Annotated in this window: 15 protein-coding genes; 7 read left to right on the forward strand and 8 right to left on the reverse strand. The window is 51.9% G+C overall.

Annotation, left to right across the window (positions count from 1 at the left end):
* Positions 1-99: 99 nt before the first annotated feature.
* The 4 genes from MN202_RS04210 (at position 100) to MN202_RS04225 (ending at position 3,799) form a co-directional block, all read left to right on the forward strand.
* Positions 100-417 (forward strand): hypothetical protein, encoded by a 318-nt coding sequence (locus MN202_RS04210; protein WP_335734840.1) that lies wholly within the window; start codon positions 100-102, stop codon positions 415-417.
* 81 nt (positions 418-498) lie between these two features.
* Positions 499-1,059 (forward strand): CBS domain-containing protein, encoded by a 561-nt coding sequence (locus tag MN202_RS04215; RefSeq protein ID WP_335734841.1) that lies wholly within the window; start codon positions 499-501, stop codon positions 1,057-1,059.
* Positions 1,060-1,181: 122 nt separating this feature from the next.
* The gene (locus tag MN202_RS04220; protein ID WP_335734842.1) at positions 1,182-3,251 is read left to right on the forward strand and encodes a S9 family peptidase; all 2,070 of its coding nucleotides are present in this window, start codon (positions 1,182-1,184) and stop codon (positions 3,249-3,251) included.
* A gap of 86 nt (positions 3,252-3,337) precedes the next feature.
* Positions 3,338-3,799, forward strand: a complete 462-nt coding sequence (locus MN202_RS04225) for a hypothetical protein (protein ID WP_335734843.1) — start codon at positions 3,338-3,340, stop codon at positions 3,797-3,799.
* Between the two features lies 1 nt (position 3,800).
* Here MN202_RS04225 and MN202_RS04230 read toward each other — a convergent pair whose 3' ends face one another.
* The 3 genes from MN202_RS04230 to MN202_RS04240 are packed head-to-tail and all read right to left on the reverse strand — an operon-like array spanning position 3,801 to position 6,302.
* Complete coding sequence (locus MN202_RS04230; RefSeq protein WP_335734844.1) at positions 3,801-4,772, reverse strand: DUF4862 family protein; 972 nt, start codon at positions 4,770-4,772, stop codon at positions 3,801-3,803.
* A gap of 29 nt (positions 4,773-4,801) precedes the next feature.
* Positions 4,802-5,110 (reverse strand): hypothetical protein, encoded by a 309-nt coding sequence (locus MN202_RS04235; protein ID WP_335734845.1) that lies wholly within the window; start codon positions 5,108-5,110, stop codon positions 4,802-4,804.
* A 10-nt stretch (positions 5,111-5,120) separates the two neighbouring features.
* On the reverse strand, positions 5,121-6,302 hold the full coding sequence (locus MN202_RS04240; protein ID WP_335734846.1) for a BaiN/RdsA family NAD(P)/FAD-dependent oxidoreductase: 1,182 nt from the start codon (positions 6,300-6,302) through the stop codon (positions 5,121-5,123).
* 372 nt (positions 6,303-6,674) lie between these two features.
* Here MN202_RS04240 and MN202_RS04245 point away from each other — a divergent pair, with 372 nt between their 5' ends.
* On the forward strand, positions 6,675-8,999 hold the full coding sequence (locus MN202_RS04245; RefSeq protein WP_335734847.1) for a S8 family serine peptidase: 2,325 nt from the start codon (positions 6,675-6,677) through the stop codon (positions 8,997-8,999).
* 106 nt (positions 9,000-9,105) lie between these two features.
* On the opposite strand, the gene MN202_RS04250 is transcribed toward MN202_RS04245, so the two are convergent.
* Positions 9,106-11,349 carry an SEL1-like repeat protein gene (locus tag MN202_RS04250; RefSeq protein WP_335734848.1) on the reverse strand — a complete coding sequence of 748 codons (2,244 nt, stop codon included), beginning with the start codon at positions 11,347-11,349 and terminating at the stop codon, positions 9,106-9,108.
* Between the two features lie 120 nt (positions 11,350-11,469).
* Positions 11,470-13,491, reverse strand: a complete 2,022-nt coding sequence (waaA, locus tag MN202_RS04255) for a lipid IV(A) 3-deoxy-D-manno-octulosonic acid transferase (protein ID WP_335734849.1) — start codon at positions 13,489-13,491, stop codon at positions 11,470-11,472.
* Positions 13,492-13,692: 201 nt separating this feature from the next.
* On the opposite strand from waaA, the gene MN202_RS04260 reads away from it, so the two are divergent.
* Both MN202_RS04260 and MN202_RS04265 read left to right on the forward strand, forming a co-directional pair.
* On the forward strand, positions 13,693-14,604 hold the full coding sequence (locus tag MN202_RS04260) for a glycosyltransferase family A protein (RefSeq protein WP_335734850.1): 912 nt from the start codon (positions 13,693-13,695) through the stop codon (positions 14,602-14,604).
* 11 nt (positions 14,605-14,615) lie between these two features.
* A complete protein-coding gene (locus MN202_RS04265) occupies positions 14,616-15,515 on the forward strand; it encodes a glycosyltransferase family 2 protein (protein ID WP_335734851.1) in 900 nt (299 codons plus the stop codon).
* 60 nt (positions 15,516-15,575) lie between these two features.
* On the opposite strand, the gene MN202_RS04270 is transcribed toward MN202_RS04265, so the two are convergent.
* Genes MN202_RS04270 through MN202_RS04280 form a run of 3 tightly spaced genes read right to left on the reverse strand, consistent with a single transcriptional unit; the run spans position 15,576 to position 17,540 of the window.
* Positions 15,576-16,049 carry a peroxiredoxin gene (locus MN202_RS04270; RefSeq protein ID WP_335734852.1) on the reverse strand — a complete coding sequence of 158 codons (474 nt, stop codon included), beginning with the start codon at positions 16,047-16,049 and terminating at the stop codon, positions 15,576-15,578.
* Positions 16,050-16,089: 40 nt separating this feature from the next.
* Positions 16,090-16,839: a class I SAM-dependent methyltransferase gene (locus MN202_RS04275; protein ID WP_335734853.1), complete on the reverse strand. Its 750-nt coding sequence runs from the start codon at positions 16,837-16,839 to the stop codon at positions 16,090-16,092.
* Positions 16,839-17,540, reverse strand: a complete 702-nt coding sequence (locus MN202_RS04280) for a DNA-3-methyladenine glycosylase I (protein WP_335734854.1) — start codon at positions 17,538-17,540, stop codon at positions 16,839-16,841. Before MN202_RS04280 ends, MN202_RS04275 begins: the two co-directional genes overlap by 1 nt.
* Positions 17,541-17,586 lie beyond the last annotated feature (46 nt).

A 17,586-nucleotide genomic window follows, 5' to 3' on the forward strand; every position in this document is an offset into this window, starting at 1 on the left:
ATTTTATGCTGTTTTTACGTCAGCCCTGTTGCACATCGCTACAGTGGCCGCCATTATCAGTTGACAGTACTTTATACCGACTGAAAGAACACAGGATTTATGCGCTGGTTAAGTAGTCTTGCCATATTGATGATGTTAAGCCTGTGGTGCACACCTCAGGCTTTTGCCGTGCATGACAGCAGGCTATCACCTTTGGCCGACACCAGCTTACACGCTGTATTGCCGGTACTGCACGATGGGCTTAATGCCGACAGCGAAGATAGTACCGATCAGCCCGGCGGTTATATTGTTAGCACACCTGTTGCACCACCAGCACGTTATAGCGCTGTGGTTAAGCAGTATCATGCTGATGCCCGTCCATCCCATTTCCTCAGTAACCTCAAACCGCGGGCACCACCGTTTCCGGCTCTAATCTGATTTCGTTCCGGCATTAACACTGCCACTTTAGATTATTGCTACACCGGTATGGCCTCTGCGTACCGGTACCGAGGAAACACGATGAAAACCTTAGCCTTATACTCAGTTGAAAACATTGACCATTTAGTACAGCCTGCCGATTTTAGCGGTACCACCTTGCAATCACCGGCGCTGAGCGTTGTTAACGATTTTAAACACAGCGAGCCGAATATGATTGACGCCGGCACCGCAGCCCGTGAAGCCCTGCAAATGATGCAGCGCGAACACAGCAAACTAAAACTGGTGGTAGACAGTGGTGGCGAGCTGGTGGGTTTGTTGCCGGTTGAGCAGCTGTCAGAACAAGCCATGATGCGGCATATTGCCTTTGGCACCAGCCGGGACGATATCCGGGTGGCCGACTTGATGCGCCCGCGCGAACGTATTAAAGCGCTGGCTTATCAGCAACTGCAACACTGCAGCATTTCTGATGTGGTCAATACGCTGCAATCCAGTGGCGAGCAACACTGCGTGGTGATCGACCGCGAAAACCACCAGATCCGTGGCGTGATAAGTGCCCAGGATATTGCCAGACGGCTAAAAATGCCATTGGCCATTCAACAGGCACCGACCTTTCTGCATATTTTTGACAGCCTGGCCGGTTGACATTAGCCGCCATCACCGTGGCACAACGCTCAAAACCGTCACTCTGCCGCTGACGGCTTTGAGCCATCCCCGCTTCAGGGTAGTTTAAGCAGATAATAAGCAACTACTATCCTGAGGCACCTATGCTGAAATTATCCCGCATCTCCCTTGCCGCCGCCGTGCTGTTAAGCCTGAATGGCGTCGTGCTGGCTGCTGAGCCCGTAACGCCTGCCAGCAGCCGTTACTTCGAAGCTGAAGACATCTTTGCACTGGAATATGCCTCTGATGTGCAAATATCGCCTGACGGTAGCAAAATCGTTTATGTGCGTGCCAGCAATGACATTATGACCGACAGCACACGCAATAGCCTGTGGCTGCTGGATGTTGCTACTGGCGCACAAACAGCGCTATTTGCCGACCAGTTTAACTACAGCCAGCCGCGCTGGTCACCCGATGGCAAACAGCTGGTGTTTATCTCAGACAGCTCAGGCGCACGGCAAATTCATCTGCATTGGTTAACTGAAAACCGCACTGCCAAATTATCGGATTTACGCCACAGCCCGGCCAACCTGACATGGTCACCGGATGGCAAGCAGCTGGCCTTTACCATGAATATGCCCGCGGCTGCCGCTGAAATGCAGCAAAAAGTAAAGCGGGTGCAAAAACCGGCCGGAGCCAAATGGTCACCCAGCGCTACGGTGTACGACAGAGTACGCTACCAGGCCGATGGCCAGGGCTTTTTGAAACCACAATTCCGGCAGATTTTTGTGCTACCAGCCAGTGGTGGTACGGCACGCCAGCTAACCCAGGGTGATTTTAATTACGGCAGCGATTTACAGTTTACCCCTGACAGCAAGGCAGTGGTGTTTGCCGCCAACCTGGCAGCAGAGTGGGAATACCAACCGCGCGATGCTAACCTGTACCAGTTAAATTTAGCCACCGAACAACTTACCGAGCTAACCTCAATGCCGGGAGAAGAGTCAGCACCAGTGTTTTCTCCTGATGGTAAAAAGCTGGCGTTTTTATGGCAAAGCAATGCGTTAGTGCCCTACAGCAACAGTAAGCTTAAAGTGCTTAATCTGGCCAGTAACAACATTAGCGATATTGCCGCAGAGTTTGATCGCAGCATCGAATCGCCTAACTGGTTAAGCAATAACAGTTTTGTGGTGCAATACGACGACCGGGGCCAGCGTAAACTGGCCAGTTTAACGGCCAAAGGTAAGCTGACCGACTTAACCGCCAGTTTGGGTGGCGTAAGCCAACCTCAGCCGTATTTAAGCGGTAGCTACTCAGTTTCTGATAACGGCGTTATTGCCTATACCCATGGCACCAGCCAGCGCCCCAGCGATGTCGCCGTGCTGCAAAAAGGCAAAAACCGGGTACTTACTGCATTAAATGATGACCTGCTGGCACATAAAAAGCTGGCTCAGGTACATGAAATTAAATACAAATCCTCGTTTGACGGCGAAGAAATTCAGGGCTGGTATATGACACCGCCCGATTTTGACCCGACGAAAAAATACCCGTTATTGCTGGAAATTCATGGCGGCCCGCACCTGGCCTATGGCCCGCAGTGGAGCGCTGAAATGCAGCGTTATGCCAAAGAAGGCTATGTGGTGTTTTATGATAACCACCGCGGCAGCTCATCTTATGGCGAGCGTTTTGCCATGTTACTGCACAATAAATACAGCTCACCGGAAGACTTCGCTGATCATAACAGCGGCGTAGATGCCATGTTAAAGCTGGGCTTTATTGATGAGAACAACCTGTTTATCGGGGGTGGCTCGGCCGGCGGTATTGCCTCAGCTTATGCCATAGGCCTGACCAACCGCTTTAAAGCCGCAGCCGTGGTAAAACCTATTATTAACTGGTTAAGCAAGGTGATGACCGGCGACAGCTATACCTATCAGACCTTCCATCAGTTCCCCGGTGTACCCTGGGAAAATGTCGAACATTACTGGCAACGTTCGCCGCTTAGTCTGGTGGGCAATGTCACTACACCAACCATTTTAATTACCGGTGAAGAAGATCGCCGCACACCAATTTCTGAGTCAGAGCAGTTCTATCAGGCGTTAAAGCTGCGCCGTATCGACACCGTACTGGTGCGTATTCCCGGTTCACCGCACGGCATTTCTAACAAGCCTGGCCGGATGATTGAAAAAGTCGAATACATGCTGGCCTGGTTTGAAAAGTACCGCACACCGTCTAACTAATACCAAAGGGCCGAACGGCCCTTTTTTATTGTCTGTTGCAAACCGGCATGCTACCTTGCCGGCAATTATTCCGCCGGAGCCTTGTTATGACTGCCAATCTGGCCATTTTTGTTATCCGCTCGCTGATCTCGTTGTTGGTCGGTGGCGCCCATCTGTACTTTGTGATTCTGTGTTTTGCCTATATCAACAGCATCAACCCGCTGCCAGAATGGCTTAGTGCGTCGGCTAACTGGCGTGATTCAGCCTTACTCATTATGTCGGTTGCCGACTTAGTACTGCACCTGCTACTGGCGCTGCCGGCCGCGGCTGCGTTGTTATATTTGCAGGGAGAACAGCGCCACTATCACCTAGGGCTAATAGTGTTGCCGATCTTGGTGCTGGGCTTACACAGCTTGTGGCGGTTAGTTGAACTGCGTGATGAGCTTAGCCTGACCTATTTAAGTTATATCAATACCTTAATACCCAGCGTCGCCTTAGCCATAGTGGGCTTACTGGCCATTAAACACTTTAGCCATATTAAAGCCCACATAGCATCAACGCCGCAGTAAGTTAACCCGGCTTAACATTGCGCTGCAAAATGGCCAGCGTCGCGCGGATATAAGCCAACCTGTGGTTAATATCGGCGCTGTGTGGCCGGATACCGATTTTTGCCCCCAGAATAAGTAAATCCACGGCCTTACAGGCCGCCAGGCACTGCGCCATGGCCTGCTCTGTCATCCAGCTACCTGGCTCACCCGGCTGTACCAGTGCGCTGGCTTGCGGCGGTTGATGGCTGTCGCGCCAGGCGCCGTATTCGCTGTCCTGATCCGATACACCGGAAAACATCAGCCCGCTTAACACGCCGGCCGCCTGCGCTGCAACCAGATGCTGCAGCGCGCCATCGCTGCGGCGGGTTTCAAATACCGAACGCCCCCAGTTAATCACCATACCCAGCTGTTGCGACGCTGGCAAAGTGGCATTTAACACCGTTAACACGTCAAGTTCATCCTGCAGTGCTAAAAAGCCTTTAGAAGGCACATGCTCTGGCACATAAGCATCACAGTGCTCAATAACAATGCGGGCGCCGTGCCAATCCCATTCAAGCATAGTGTTAAGTGATGCCAGCAGTGCTGCTTTAGAAGATGGCGCTTTATTGCGCGCCGGCGCCGTCTGAATTTGGATTGCCGTTACCGCCTGACGCCGCAAATGCGCGTTCAGCTTGCCAATAGCGGCACAAGCCTGCTGCATAAAATCCAGCGCCGCCTGCCGGCCGCCTTCATCTACTGACGCCAGGCCAAACAGCGGGTTGTGCGCCAGCGCATTCATAATGCCGGGAATACAGGTAAACACATAATCCCACTGCGGGTCGATATTGGCTAAAAACCAGTCATCGTCGTGCTGATGTAAGCGGCCCAAAAACGGGTGCTCCAGCCCTTTTAGCTGCGGCAGTTTTTTCAGCTCGTCGTAATAAGCCGTTTCCAGCTCAGCATCCCAGCCAGTTTGATTAGGCGAAGCAGCATAAGCGCCCAGATAATATTTCATAGCAGTCTCAGCAAGGTGTCGTTATCAGATTAATCATCAGGGCTGTTTAGGGTAAACACCAGATGCTTGCGCATATCTTTAAGCACCACGCCCTTTTTCAGCATCAAGCCGCTTAAGCGCTTTTGCCAGGCCAGCAACTGCGGCTGCGCCGCGTCTAAATAAGGTTGCGCCGCAAACTGCAACCGCACCAGCAACGACAGCGGAAAGGCTTCATATTCCATGCTAAACCAGCACTGCACCGCGCCCGGTAATTCTACCAGCGCCTGCTGCTCCAGTGTCGTTACCGCATCCAATACCGCGGCCTGCTGTTTAAGTTGTACTTTGGAGAGTTTTTTCATCAGGCTTACCTTAACAATACTGCCCGGCGACCCAGCCGCTGGCCCAGGCCCACTGGAAATTGTAGCCACCTAGCCAACCGGTAACATCGACTACTTCGCCGATAAAATATAAACCCGGCTGCTGTTTGGCTTCCATGGTTTTTGACGATAAATAATCGGTATCGACACCGCCGATGGTCACTTCGGCTGTGCGGTAACCTTCGGTGCCATTGGGTTTAAATACATAAGCATGCAGGCTGTCGGCAATGTGTTTGATACTCTTCGGATTTAGCGCTTTAAGTGGCTGATTGGCAAAGATGTTTAATTGCAGTAACTTTTCGACCAGCCGTTTTGGCAGTAATTTACCCAGCGCGGTTTTTACTTCCTGCTCCGGATGGGCTTGCTGCTGCACCGTCAGAAATTCAACTAAGTCGGTTTGCGGTGCCATATTTACCACCACCTCATCACCGGGTTGCCAGTAGCTGGAAATTTGCAGTATTGCCGGCCCGCTTAAGCCACGGTGAGTAAACAGCATATCTTCCGGGAATACTGTGCCGTTAGCTTCAGCCGTTACCGGCAAAGACACACCGCTTATTTCCTCAAACACGGCTTTATCACTTGGCTGCCAGGTCAGTGGTACTAAGGCCGCGCGCAGCGGTAGCACTTTTAAACCAAACTGCTCGGCCAGCTGAAATCCAAAGGCAGTAGCGCCTAAATTCGGCAAGCTGAGGCCGCCACTGGCGATGACTAAGCTGTGGCACTGCCGGCTAAGCTCGGGCGTGGTAACGCTATACTGGCCATCAGCGAAGCTGACAGCGCTGATATTTTGCTGCAACGCTATTTGCACATTGGCCGCTTTGGCCTCTGACAGCAGCATATCAACAATGTCTTTGGCGGAATCGTCACAAAACAGCTGGCCGAGGGTTTTCTCGTGGTAGGCAATGCCGTGCTTTTGTACCAGGGCGATAAAATCCCATTGCGTATAGCGGCTTAACGCCGATTTACAAAAGTGTTTGTTTTGCGACAGAAAGTTTTCCGGTGCGGCATACATATTAGTGAAATTACAGCGGCCGCCTCCCGACATCAGAATTTTGCGGCCAACCCGTTTGCCGTTATCCAGCAGCAACACCTTACGGCCACGTTTACCCGCTTCAATGGCACACATTAAACCGGCTGCGCCGGCCCCAATAACGATTACATCCCACTGCTGCATGTTTCTGCGTCTGCCTGTTACTTACAAAGGCGTTATTGTCGGCGACAAAGCGGACCAATGCAAACTGTGCCGGTTTACATAGCAACAATGAATATAAGTTATGCTTTTTAAGCATATAAAAAACAACCCGGCTGTATGAATACCAAGCTGTAACGAGCACAGCGCTTCGGTTTACCTATAGTAGTGCGTTTAAAAAAAAACCTTTTTTCTAAACAGCGGCGATCGCGCAGATAAAACTGCAACAAATGTCACTATTTTGCGGATTTACACTTAATTACATTATGGCTAAAAGGTAGGAAGATGTTATTGCATGGTTGCAATAAGGCGTCATCAATCCAGGAACATATAACAATAAATAATCAAGAGAAACACATGAAAAATAAGAAGTTTAGTCTAAGCAAGCTGGCACTATTGTGCTTGCCGGCAACCCTACTTGGAACCACAGCAGTAAGCGCTCAGGACGCTATTGACCAGGGCACACGTTATAGCAGCCCGGTTAGCGTCAAAGCATCTAGCACTAAAAGCAGTGCCGGTGATCGCAAACGCTACATCGTGAAATACAAAACACAGGCGCTGGAAACCTTTGGCCCAGGCATGTTTACTAACGATGCACAAACGCTGCGTAGCGTTAATTTACAGCAGCGCCAGCAGCGGCTGGAAAGCCGTGGTGCCAGGATAAAAGAAGTGCTGGCAGCCCAGGGCGCAGTAGCGGCGGAACTAACACCCAGCCAGCTGGCGGCATTGCAAAACGATGCTGACGTAGCCTTAATTGAAGAAGATCACAAGCGTTACCCGATGGCACAGCAAGTGCCATTTGGCTATACCATGGTGCAGGCGCATCAGGTTAGTGATCAGTTTGCTTCAAACCAAAAAGTTTGTGTCATTGACTCTGGTCTGGATTTACCGCACGAAGACTTTTTAACCGGCAATATTACCGGCAGCAACAATGCCGGCACCGGTAATTGGTATGAGCACGGCGGCCCGCACGGTACCCACGTTGCCGGTACTATAGCAGCGCTGAACAACAGCGTTGGCATGGTAGGTGTACTGCCAAACGGTAATGTTAAACTGCATATTATTAAAGTATTTAATGATGACGGCTGGGGCTACAGCTCTACACTGGCCAATGCGGTAAATACCTGTGTCAGCAATGGCTCGACGGTAATTAATATGAGCCTGGGCGGTGAAGGTTCCAGCACCACTGAAGCTAACGCTATGCAGGCGGCCTTTGATCAGGGCGTGTTGTTAATAGCGGCGGCAGGTAATGATGGCAATACGGTTATGTCGTACCCGGCATCTTATGATGCTGTTGTCTCTGTTGCTGCGATTGACAGCAATAAGCAACTGGCGGATTTCTCCCAGCGTAACAGCCAGGTTGAGCTGGCCGCACCGGGTGTGGATATTCGTTCTACCTATCCAGAAGGTACTGGGCTGGAAGCAGTACTGAGTGTCGGCAGCAGCAGCTATGCCAGCAGCCCGATGACCAACTCGTCTGATGGCAGCGCCAATGCCGCCCTGGCGAACTGTGGCCTGGCTGAAACCACCTGCAGTAACGTGGCAAATAAAATTTGTCTGATCGAGCGCGGTAACGTCAGCTTTGTGCAAAAAGTGCAGTCTTGTGAAGACGGTGGCGGCCTGGCAACAGTCATCTATAACAATGTTGCCGGTGATTTTGGCGGTACACTGGGTGATAACCCGGGTACCAGTATTCCGGCTCTGGCCGTCACTCAGGCAGTAGGTCAGGCGCTGATGAGTAAGTTGGGCCAGACGGCCAGCTTAAGTTCAGGCGCCAGCAACTACGGCCTGATGAGCGGTACCTCTATGGCATCGCCGCATGTTGCCGGTGTTGCCGCTCTGCTTTGGAGCCACTACCCGCAGTGTAGCAACGCACAGATCCGTAATGTGCTGGCGGTCACTGCCGAAGACTTGGGCACCACAGGCCGGGACAACTCATACGGCTATGGTCTGGTGCGCACGAAAGCCGCTTTTGACTACATCGCACAAAATGGTTGTGATGGTTCTGGCAATGGTGGTGGCGGTGAAGAACCCCCTGTTGGTGGCAACGAGCTGAGTAAAGGCGTGGCGCTGACTAACCTCAGTGGTGCAGCAAACAGCACCAGCTTCTACACCTTTACTGTACCGGCCGGGGCAACAAACCTGAGCTTTACTATGTCAGGCGGTACCGGTGATGCCGATATGTATATTAAGTTTGGCAGCCAGCCTACCACGTCCAGCTATGATTGCCGTCCTTATAAGACAGGTAATGCCGAAAACTGCAGCTTTAGCACAACGCAGGCCGGAACCTATCATGTGATGATAAATGCTTACAGTGCTTATGCCGGCGTTTCTCTGCTGGCAGATTACACAGCCGGCACTGGCGGCGGTGGCAACCAGGGCGCGACACTGACTGAGTCGGATATCAGCATTGCCCGGCGTAGCTGGAAACATTACACGGTAACAGTACCGGCCGGTATGAGCAGTCTGACCGTTAATACTTCAGGTGGCAGCGGTGATGCTGATCTCTACGTACGCCGCGGTGCTCAGCCAACCACGTCAAGTTATGACTGCCGTCCGTACGAGTCTGGTAATACCGAAAGCTGTAGCTTCAATAACCCACAAGCTGCAACCTGGTATATCTCTGTGTACGGCTATAGCGCTGTATCAGGTTTAACCCTGACGGCAAGTTACCAGCCATAACCATGTCAGGCTAAGCACTGAGATCACGCTGTCGTAGCGTGAAAAACATAAGGCCAGCTGATGCTGGCCTTATTTATTGCAATGGCGTTGCCACTCAGATTAGAGATTAGGGGTTAAGTAAACGGGCCAGCTGTGCCTGAGCCAGCGGTTCACTTTGTTCTGCTGCCAGCTGATACAGATCACGCGCCTTGACCAGATCACGGCTGACGCCACGGCCAAACTCATACATCCAGCCCAGATTATATTGCGCATTGGCATAGCCTTGTTCTGCAGCCTGGGTAAACAACTCCACCGCCTTTTTATCATCGGCTTTTACCTGACGACCGTTTTTATAAAACAAGCCCATTGCCGTTAACGCCCGGGGCACGGCAGCCGGCAGAGCCTGTTGGTAAAGCTCAAAGGCACGGCGTTCATTCATAGGCACACCATAGCCTTTTTCATGCATATAACCCAGATGAGCAATGGCACGCAAATGATTTTGCTCTGCCGCTTTTTGATACCAGTGCACGGCCCGGGCGTCGTCTTGTCTGACGCCACGGCCGGTTTCAAAGCGCAGCCCTAAATTAAACTGGGCATCAGCATCGCCCTGCTCTGCGACTTTGCTGTACCAATACAGCGCCTTATCATCATCCTTTTTTACGCCACGGCCGGCACCGTACATAAAACCCAGATTGTACTGGGCATACAGTACCCCCTGCTCTGCTGCACGTTGATACCAGCTGACGGCTGCGGCATCATTTTGTGCCGTGCCGGTACCATTGGCCAATCGCAGGCCGGCTAAATATTGCGCCTCAGCATGGCCTTGTTCTGCCGCTTGCAAAAACCAACTAAAAGCTGCCGCTTCATCAGGCTCCAGCTCCTTGCCTTGGCTATACAGCACGCCAAGCCGGTACTGCGCTTCAGCATTGCCGGCCTGGCCAGCTTGTCGCAGCATCTGAAGGCCTTGCTGCTTATCCTGACGCACGCCGCGGCCATCCAACAGATGCAGGCTAAGATAATAACAAGCCGTTATGTCGTTATTGCTGCATGCAGGTTGTAAAACTTCTACCGCTTTGTCGTCGTTGGCTCTGACACCACGCCCGAGCGAATAGCTGATCCCGGCTTCACGCTGAGCCTCAATAATACCCTGCGCTGCGGCCCGGTTAAACCAATCCAGCGCCCGGCTCTCATTTTTTGCTACGCCCTGGCCCTGCAAATATGCACGGCCCAGCTCATAGGCCGCACGGGCATGATTTTGTCCGGCAGCTTTTTGGTACCAATTTACCGCTGCTGCCAAATCCTGTGCTGCGCCGCGTCCGTCCATATAGCGACCTGCCACAATAAACTGGGCATCAGCATCACCCTGCTCAGCAGCACGCTGATACCACAGCAATGCCGCTGATTCGTCTTGTGTTACACCACGGCCGGCACCATACATATAACCGAGGTTATATTGCGCCAGAGCAAATTGCTGCTGCGCAGCCTGCTGATACCAAAACACAGCAACCGCATCATCCTGCGCCACGCCATTGCCATTAGCATAGGCCAGTGCTAACTGGTATTGCGCCTGCGCCATACCCTGATCTGACGCCGCATTAAACCAGTGCACAGCACCAGCCATGTCAGCTGCCACGCCATGACCATAAGCATACATCGCCGCCAGATTAAACTGCGCATCCGCCACACCAGCGTGTGCCAGTGGGTACCAGTGACTAAAGGCTTCGGCATAATTCTGTCGTTGGAAAGCTCTAAGCCCGCTATCGAAATTCGCCTGTGGCAGTGGTTTTACCGGCAGTTCTGCCGCTTTGTAGCTAGGTGCAGCTGCCGCAACAGCAGGCGGCTGCGCCGGTGCAGCCCTGGTTGCTGCAGTAGCAGGTACAGGTACGGGTACAGCTGCAACCGCCGGTGCCTGCCGGGTTTGCTCGGTATCGGAAGTACTTAGTGGTGCTGCTACTGTAGTTGGCTTACCCGGGCTAACCGTAGCAGGCGTTGCAACGGCTACGGCTGTAGTATCGGCACTGTCGGCCGTTTCAGTAGCGGTTTGTTGTTTCATCTCGGCTACAGCATCGATGATATCGCGTTTAGCCTGCGCCGATTCAGCATAATCGGTGCTGCCCGACGCAGCCTGCTCCAGCCAGTAGGCCGCTTGCAATGCATCCTGTTCAACGCCATGGCCTAAAGAATACAGCTTCGCCAGCTCAAACTGGGCTTTAGTGTCGCCTTCCATTGCCAGCGTTTGCCAGATTTCGGCCGCTTTGCGGTGCTCACCCTGAGCGTACGCAGCCTGCGCCGCAGCAAACTGTTGTTGTGGTTCCGCTGCCAGTACACAACTGGTCAGCATTAAGCTTGTTATTATTTTATTTAGCCGCATAGATGCCCCTCCACCGTCTGATGTTATATCAAAGAACGGCAGCTACACCAAGAGCAGTGACAGGATAAAAACAGTTTTGTGACAGCTAAAATACAGAAAAAGCGCGATAAAGTGTCAATTTTAACCGGTAAGTTGCTGCTGATAGCCATGCAGCAGTGCCGACCATAGCTGTGGCTGCCAGCTAAAACTGTTATGCAGGCCCCGCTCTTTCTGCAGCGACCTCAGCAAACGGGCCAACGTTGCCTGCTGCCAGTCATTGCCGGCTCTGAGTGCACATTTATCAAAATCAATCAGCCAGAATTTGCCCTGCTTATCCAGTAAAATATTGTGGCAGTTTAAATCGGAGTGATACACGCTATGCTGATGAAAGCGCGCTATCATGCTGCCCAGCTGTTGCCACTGCGCAGCGCTGAGACTTTGCTGTTGCAGCAACTGAGCTAAATCAGTCGCGCCCTCTATGCGTTCAATCAGAATATCCGCCCGGTAGGCCCAGGTAATACCCAGCAATCGCCGGGGTTGATATAAAGCCGCACAAGGCCGCGGCACCGGCAATCCCCAGCTTTGCATCTGCCACAGCAGAGCATATTCAGCCATGGCCCGGCTTTGCCGTAGCGGCACCGGCCAAAAGCAGTCTTTATTTATCTTGCCAATCAAACCGCCGCGGTAGTAGTGCCGCAGCACGGCTTGCTTGTCATCTTGCCGGACAAACCATACGGTGTTACGCCCGGTTGACTGGCCAGACACTAAGCCCTGCTGCTGCCAGTATTGTGGCTGAAAATAATGCAGACCAGCGTTGGGGAAAAAGGCGGCATCAAACCAGGCCACTGCACTGCCTTGTTGTAATCTGGCTATACCAGCCAGCGGCAGCAACTGCCCTACTTCACCCATAGTTCGTGCCAGCGCCCCCTGTTGCTGCTGATACAATGCCAGGCCCTTGCTACCAAGCTGTTGCGCCAGCTCTGGCTGATCGACCAACTGCTGCACAGCTCTGGCTATATCGTCACTGGTACGGACCGCCAAATAAGCCTGCTGACGCTGAAGTAAATTGAATACCTGTTGAAAATTAAACACATAGGGACCAGATATCACCGCCTTAGCAAAGACCATCGCCTCCAGCGGGTTATGTCCGCCGCGCTCAATCAGACTACCGCCGATAAAGACAAAATCTGCCAGCTGATACCAACTGAGTAATTCGCCCATTGAATCTGCCAGCCAGACGGCCGTGGTGCTATCGGGCAGCTGAGACTTACTGCGCCGGACATAGCTTAGCTGTTGTTGTTGCAATAAGGCCGCTACCGCATCGAAACGTTCCGGATGGCGTGGCACCAATACCAGCAACAGTTGCGGGTACTGCAGGCGCAGCTGCCGGTAGGCCTGCAATAACATTTCATCCTCTCCGGCATGGGTACTGGCGGCGACCCAGACAATACGGCCTTGCAGGGTCGGCTTAATGTCTGCAGCAAGGGCCACACTCTGCGCCGGCACGTCCAGTTCATATTTCAAATTGCCAGCCAGTTGCACCTTTGGCGCGGCCAAAGTGGCAAAACGCCGGGCGCTGGCGCTGTCTTGCGTTAAAATCTGGCTGATATTTTGCAGCATCGGCTTTACCAGACACGACAAACGCCGGTAACCCCTGGCAGAGCGGGCCGACAGGCGGGCATTCACCACTAAGGTTGGTATAGCCAGGGCCTTACAGTTAGCCAGTAAATTTGGCCACAACTCGGTTTCTAAAATAATCAGCAATTGTGGCTGCAAAAATGCTAACCAGCGCCGCATTAGCCAGGGAAAATCGAATGGCAGATAACAATGTATGATGTTGTGGCCCTGTTGCTGCTCTGCCTGTAATTTCAGAATGGCTGCTGAGGCAGTTGGCGTAGTGCAGGTGATAGTAAGTGGTAACTGCGGATACTGTTTAAGTAATTGCTTAATTAATGGCCGGGCGGCATTAAACTCACCCACCGATACGGTGTGCAGCACTATGCCGCTCCGGGCATGCTGAGCGGGCAGTTTAAACGCAAAGCGCTCGGCCAGACGCCGCCGGTAAGCGCTGTCCTTGCGTGAGCGCCACAACAAATAACCCAGCAGCAGCGGCGATAGCAGACATAGCAGCAAGCTGTAGCAAAAACGACTTAACAGTGACATCTATCCCTTCTTAGCTAACTCTGGTCCGCCGCGCTGGTGTTATAAACACTGGCGGCAAAGGTGCGCCATAATGCCAAATTTGGCCCGCTGATACCAAAAGATTCTGTTTCAGCTGCAGATAAAATGTTAATCTAGCGGCCTTATTATGGCCTGAAACCCCTCTGGCGGCACAAGGCCGGCCGACCTTTGTACGGAGCTATTATGGCACTTCCTGAATACCGGCAACCTGCCATGCTGGATGGTGTAAAAGAATTTTTGCTGCGCTTTGCCGCTTCAGGCTATTTTCCGGCCACCGCTTTTATTAAAAACCAGCCCGACAAGACCAAGTTGGCGGTGGTACATGACAATATCAAACTGGAGATTGTCAGCCACTGCTGGAACTACGCGCGCTTTTTTGTCTATCAGTTAAGCTCGCTGGTAAAATACCCGCCCAGCAATATGCAACTGCGCTTTACCGTATTTTACTCTGCCGAAGATGTAGAAACAGCCAAACTGCTGCAGCATTTTCAAACCATCACAGTACCCAATGTCGAGTGGAATTTTCAGCAATTACCCACGCCTTTATTGCTGCGCCGTGCCATTGGCCGCAACCATGCTTCTAAGCATACCCAGGCCGATTGGATTTGGTTTGCCGACTGCGACATGGTGTTTCACGAGGGCTGCTTAGACACGCTGGAACAATTACTTAAAGGCCGGCAGGATATTTTACTGTTTCCGGATACCTTGCTGGTAACGGCTTTGCTGACCGAAGCCGACCCGATGATTTCTGCCGGCAAAGACAAAACGGCACTGCTGGAAGTAGATAAAAGCAAATTTAAACCGCGTAAGTTTGACCGTGCCACCGGCGCTATTCAGATTATTCACGGTGACGTAGCCCGCGCCTGCGGTTATTGTGACGATTTAGCCGTGTATCAAAAACCGAAGCAACACTGGACTAAAACCTACGAAGATCGCGCGGTGCGCTGGTTGTTAGGTACCCAGGGCACGCCAATAGCACTACCCAACCTGCTGCTTATCCGCCACGCTGAAAAAGGCCGTTACAAAGAAGACAGCAAAATTTCGGTGGTCCGCAAAGCTATCCGCCGGGTTAAGTCGGCACTGATCAATAAATAACAGAGAGCGTTATGGCAGCTAAAAAAACAATTGCACAAAGTATTCGCTGGTGGTGGAACACCAGGGTATTAGGCTTCTGGCGGGTTAAACTAGCTGGTGCGGTAAAACGTAAACTGGCCGCTCCTGCCGATAACATAGTGTTTAACCGTGATGCCACGCCTATGCCGGCTGCGAAAAAAACCGGCATTACGGTGATTTTGACGGCATACCGGCGTGCCGAATATCTGGCAGAACAAATAGCGGCACTGCGCAACCAAAGCGTACCACCGGACGAAATCTGGGTATGGTCAAACCGCAGTGAAGACGATTTACTGGATGTGTCAGCATTAGCCGATCGGGTAGTGGTGTGTAACACTAACTTTTTGTTTTGGGGCCGTTTTGCGCTAGCCAGTCTGGTTCGCACTGAGTTTGTCGCCTTTTTCGATGATGACATCCTACCGCAGCCGCGCTGGTTTGAAAACTGTTTAAATACCATTGCAGCAGGCCATGATGGCATTCTGGGCGGCTCTGGTGTGTTACTACCGGCAGCAGGCGGTTATGCCAGCAAAAATAAGGCCGGCTGGAACGGCGCGCAAAACAACGACGTGACTGAAGTCGATTTAGTCGGCCATGCCTGGTTTATGCGTAAAAGTTATGTGCGCTATATGTGGATTGAAGAGCCGGAATATTGGGACAATGGCGAAGATATCCATCTGTCTTATATGGCATTAAAACACGGCGGCATTAAAACGCTGGTACCTCCGCATCCATCAGATGATCAATCACTGTGGTGCTGCCGGCCTGATTTTGGTAAGGCCGTGGGCCGGTTAAAAGTGGCAACCTACCAAACGCAGGATCATCGTGGCACCCGCAGTGCTATTGTCGATAAATACCGTGCCGATGGCTGGAAAATTGTGGCGATACGCGGCTAATACTGTCAGGTAAAAACAAAGTACCTAAACCTGCTAAACCAGGTTTAGGTACTGTTTGACTTACAGCGCCGCTAAAATCACTTCAGCTTTGCTGACTTCAAAGGTTTTTGGTGCTTCAACGTTTAGCAGTGTAACCACACCGTTCTCAACAATCATCGCGTAGCGCTGTGAACGCAGGCCGCCAAAATCACCGGTTTCCATAGTCAGGCCAATTGCTTTATGAAACGCCGCGCCGCCGTCAGCTAAAAATACAATTTCTTCGGCATTCTGGCTTTTTGCCCAGGCACTCATAACAAAGGCATCATTCACTGCAGTACAGACAATACTGTCCACGCCTTTGGCTTTTATTTGGTCTGCCAGCGTAATATAGCCGGGTAAATGCGCGGCTGAGCAGGTTGGCGTAAAAGCGCCTGGTACAGCAAACAGCACTACTTTTTTATTGGCAAAGATCTGGCTGGTAAGTGGATTCATTACGCCTTCTTTGGTCAGTTGCGAAAAACTCACCTCAGGCAACTTGTCGCCGACTTTAATCATGGTATTTCCCCTGTTAAATTATTCGTTAGCAAAAATAGCATTAAATTGCTGCATTAATATACACATCAAAGCGGTTATTCTTACCCGTTACCGACATTGTAGGTGGTTGTGCTGCCAAAAACCCGGCATAACCAGGCCGTTTTACCACTACTCTTTTGCTCGCTAACTGCATAGCCGGTGCCAGCAAAACATCGGCATCGGCATCAGTGCCCACCACGTCATGAAAGGCCCGCATTTCTTTTTTAACCAAGGCAGTTTTTTCCCTGGCCGGAAACATCGGATCTAAATACACCACATCCACTGCCGGCTGGTGCTGCAGCGCCTCAAGCGCGCTGCTGTGCAGCAATTGCATACGCTGGTTAAGCCAGTTAAGTTCAGTACTGGCCGCGGCCCGGCGCAGGCCGTCAAACAATAGTGCCGCAACCAGTGGATTACGCTCAACCATCACCACCTGAGCCCCCAGGCTGGCCAGGACAAAAGCGTCACGGCCTAAACCGGCGGTGGCATCCAGAATACTGAGATCACGCTTTTTATTCAGGCCGCAGGCTTTGGCAATAGCTTCGTTTTTACCGCCACCATGCAGCCGGCGGTAACTGGCGGCACCACTGGCAAAATCAACCAGAATATCGCCTTGTTTAGGTAAGTCTGTATTTCTAAGTACCAGGGCGTCGTCCTGCCAGGCTAAATGCCAGCCGGAAGCCTTGTCGGTAAGTGCCAGGCCAAATTGCTGGCACAAACTGGCAACATAAAGCTTATCTGCCGCTGCAGACGCTAATAGAGCCAACGCCATTATTGCTGCATCCCCAGGTAATTCTCCCCCACACTCAGAGCAATAATCTGGCTGATATGTTGTAAGCTGCTGCCAGATTGTTGTTGCCACAGATTAAATTGTTGCTGAATTTGCGCCAGACTGCGTTTACTGTTGATACCGCCGTCAAAGACGTTGCTGGCACGCAGGTAAGCCTCGACGTCGGTACTCAGAATAAAGGTGTCTTTGCCAATGGCGCGCAGCGCATAAGGGCCGGTGTTGCCACCAAGGCGGGCACCATGCTGCTTTAAATAAGCCCATAAACCGATAATATCGGTTGTTGGCCAGTCTGCGATAAAACGGGCAAAGCTGCCGTGTTTAGCGGCAATGTCGTCAATCATCAAGGCATTATCACGGATGGTAAAGACCTTGGCCGCATTGCGGATAATACGCTCGTCTCGGGCTTTGGCTTCAAGCATCTCATCGCTCATCAGCAGTATTTTTTCGATGTCAAAGTCGAAAAACACTTCACAAAAACCCGGCCATTTTTGCCGCACCACCCGCCAGACAAAACCCGACTGAAACACTTTTTTCGTCAGCTCGCCCAGCAACAGGTTATCCGGTATGACACTGATTTCAGCCGCACTGGCACTGTGCCCCAATAAGGCTGCCAATGCTGCTTCACCGCCTTTACGATCGCAGGCGCGCTGATAAATACGCTGAAAAGATTCTGCTGTTGTCACACCACTTACCTTTGACATAAAAATAAGGCAACAGTGTACTGTTGCC

The organism is Rheinheimera muenzenbergensis, from assembly GCF_036984005.1.
Lineage (GTDB): Bacteria > Pseudomonadota > Gammaproteobacteria > Enterobacterales > Alteromonadaceae > Alishewanella > Alishewanella muenzenbergensis.

Excerpts from the sequence above, each read along its gene's own strand:
- MN202_RS04270 (WP_335734852.1), bottom strand. The coding sequence starts at position 16,049 with ATGATTAAAGTCGGCGACAAGTTGCCTGAGGTGAGTTTTTCGCAACTG.
- MN202_RS04225 (WP_335734843.1), top strand. The coding sequence starts at position 3,338 with ATGACTGCCAATCTGGCCATTTTTGTTATCCGCTCGCTGATCTCGTTG.
- MN202_RS04230 (WP_335734844.1), bottom strand. The coding sequence starts at position 4,772 with ATGAAATATTATCTGGGCGCTTATGCTGCTTCGCCTAATCAAACTGGC.
- MN202_RS04265 (WP_335734851.1), top strand. The coding sequence starts at position 14,616 with ATGGCAGCTAAAAAAACAATTGCACAAAGTATTCGCTGGTGGTGGAAC.
- MN202_RS04210 (WP_335734840.1), top strand. The coding sequence starts at position 100 with ATGCGCTGGTTAAGTAGTCTTGCCATATTGATGATGTTAAGCCTGTGG.
- MN202_RS04260 (WP_335734850.1), top strand. The coding sequence starts at position 13,693 with ATGGCACTTCCTGAATACCGGCAACCTGCCATGCTGGATGGTGTAAAA.
- MN202_RS04245 (WP_335734847.1), top strand. The coding sequence starts at position 6,675 with ATGAAAAATAAGAAGTTTAGTCTAAGCAAGCTGGCACTATTGTGCTTG.
- MN202_RS04215 (WP_335734841.1), top strand. The coding sequence starts at position 499 with ATGAAAACCTTAGCCTTATACTCAGTTGAAAACATTGACCATTTAGTA.
- MN202_RS04240 (WP_335734846.1), bottom strand. The coding sequence starts at position 6,302 with ATGCAGCAGTGGGATGTAATCGTTATTGGGGCCGGCGCAGCCGGTTTA.
- MN202_RS04250 (WP_335734848.1), bottom strand. The coding sequence starts at position 11,349 with ATGCGGCTAAATAAAATAATAACAAGCTTAATGCTGACCAGTTGTGTA.
- waaA (WP_335734849.1), bottom strand. The coding sequence starts at position 13,491 with ATGTCACTGTTAAGTCGTTTTTGCTACAGCTTGCTGCTATGTCTGCTA.
- MN202_RS04275 (WP_335734853.1), bottom strand. The coding sequence starts at position 16,839 with ATGGCGTTGGCTCTATTAGCGTCTGCAGCGGCAGATAAGCTTTATGTT.
- MN202_RS04235 (WP_335734845.1), bottom strand. The coding sequence starts at position 5,110 with ATGAAAAAACTCTCCAAAGTACAACTTAAACAGCAGGCCGCGGTATTG.
- MN202_RS04220 (WP_335734842.1), top strand. The coding sequence starts at position 1,182 with ATGCTGAAATTATCCCGCATCTCCCTTGCCGCCGCCGTGCTGTTAAGC.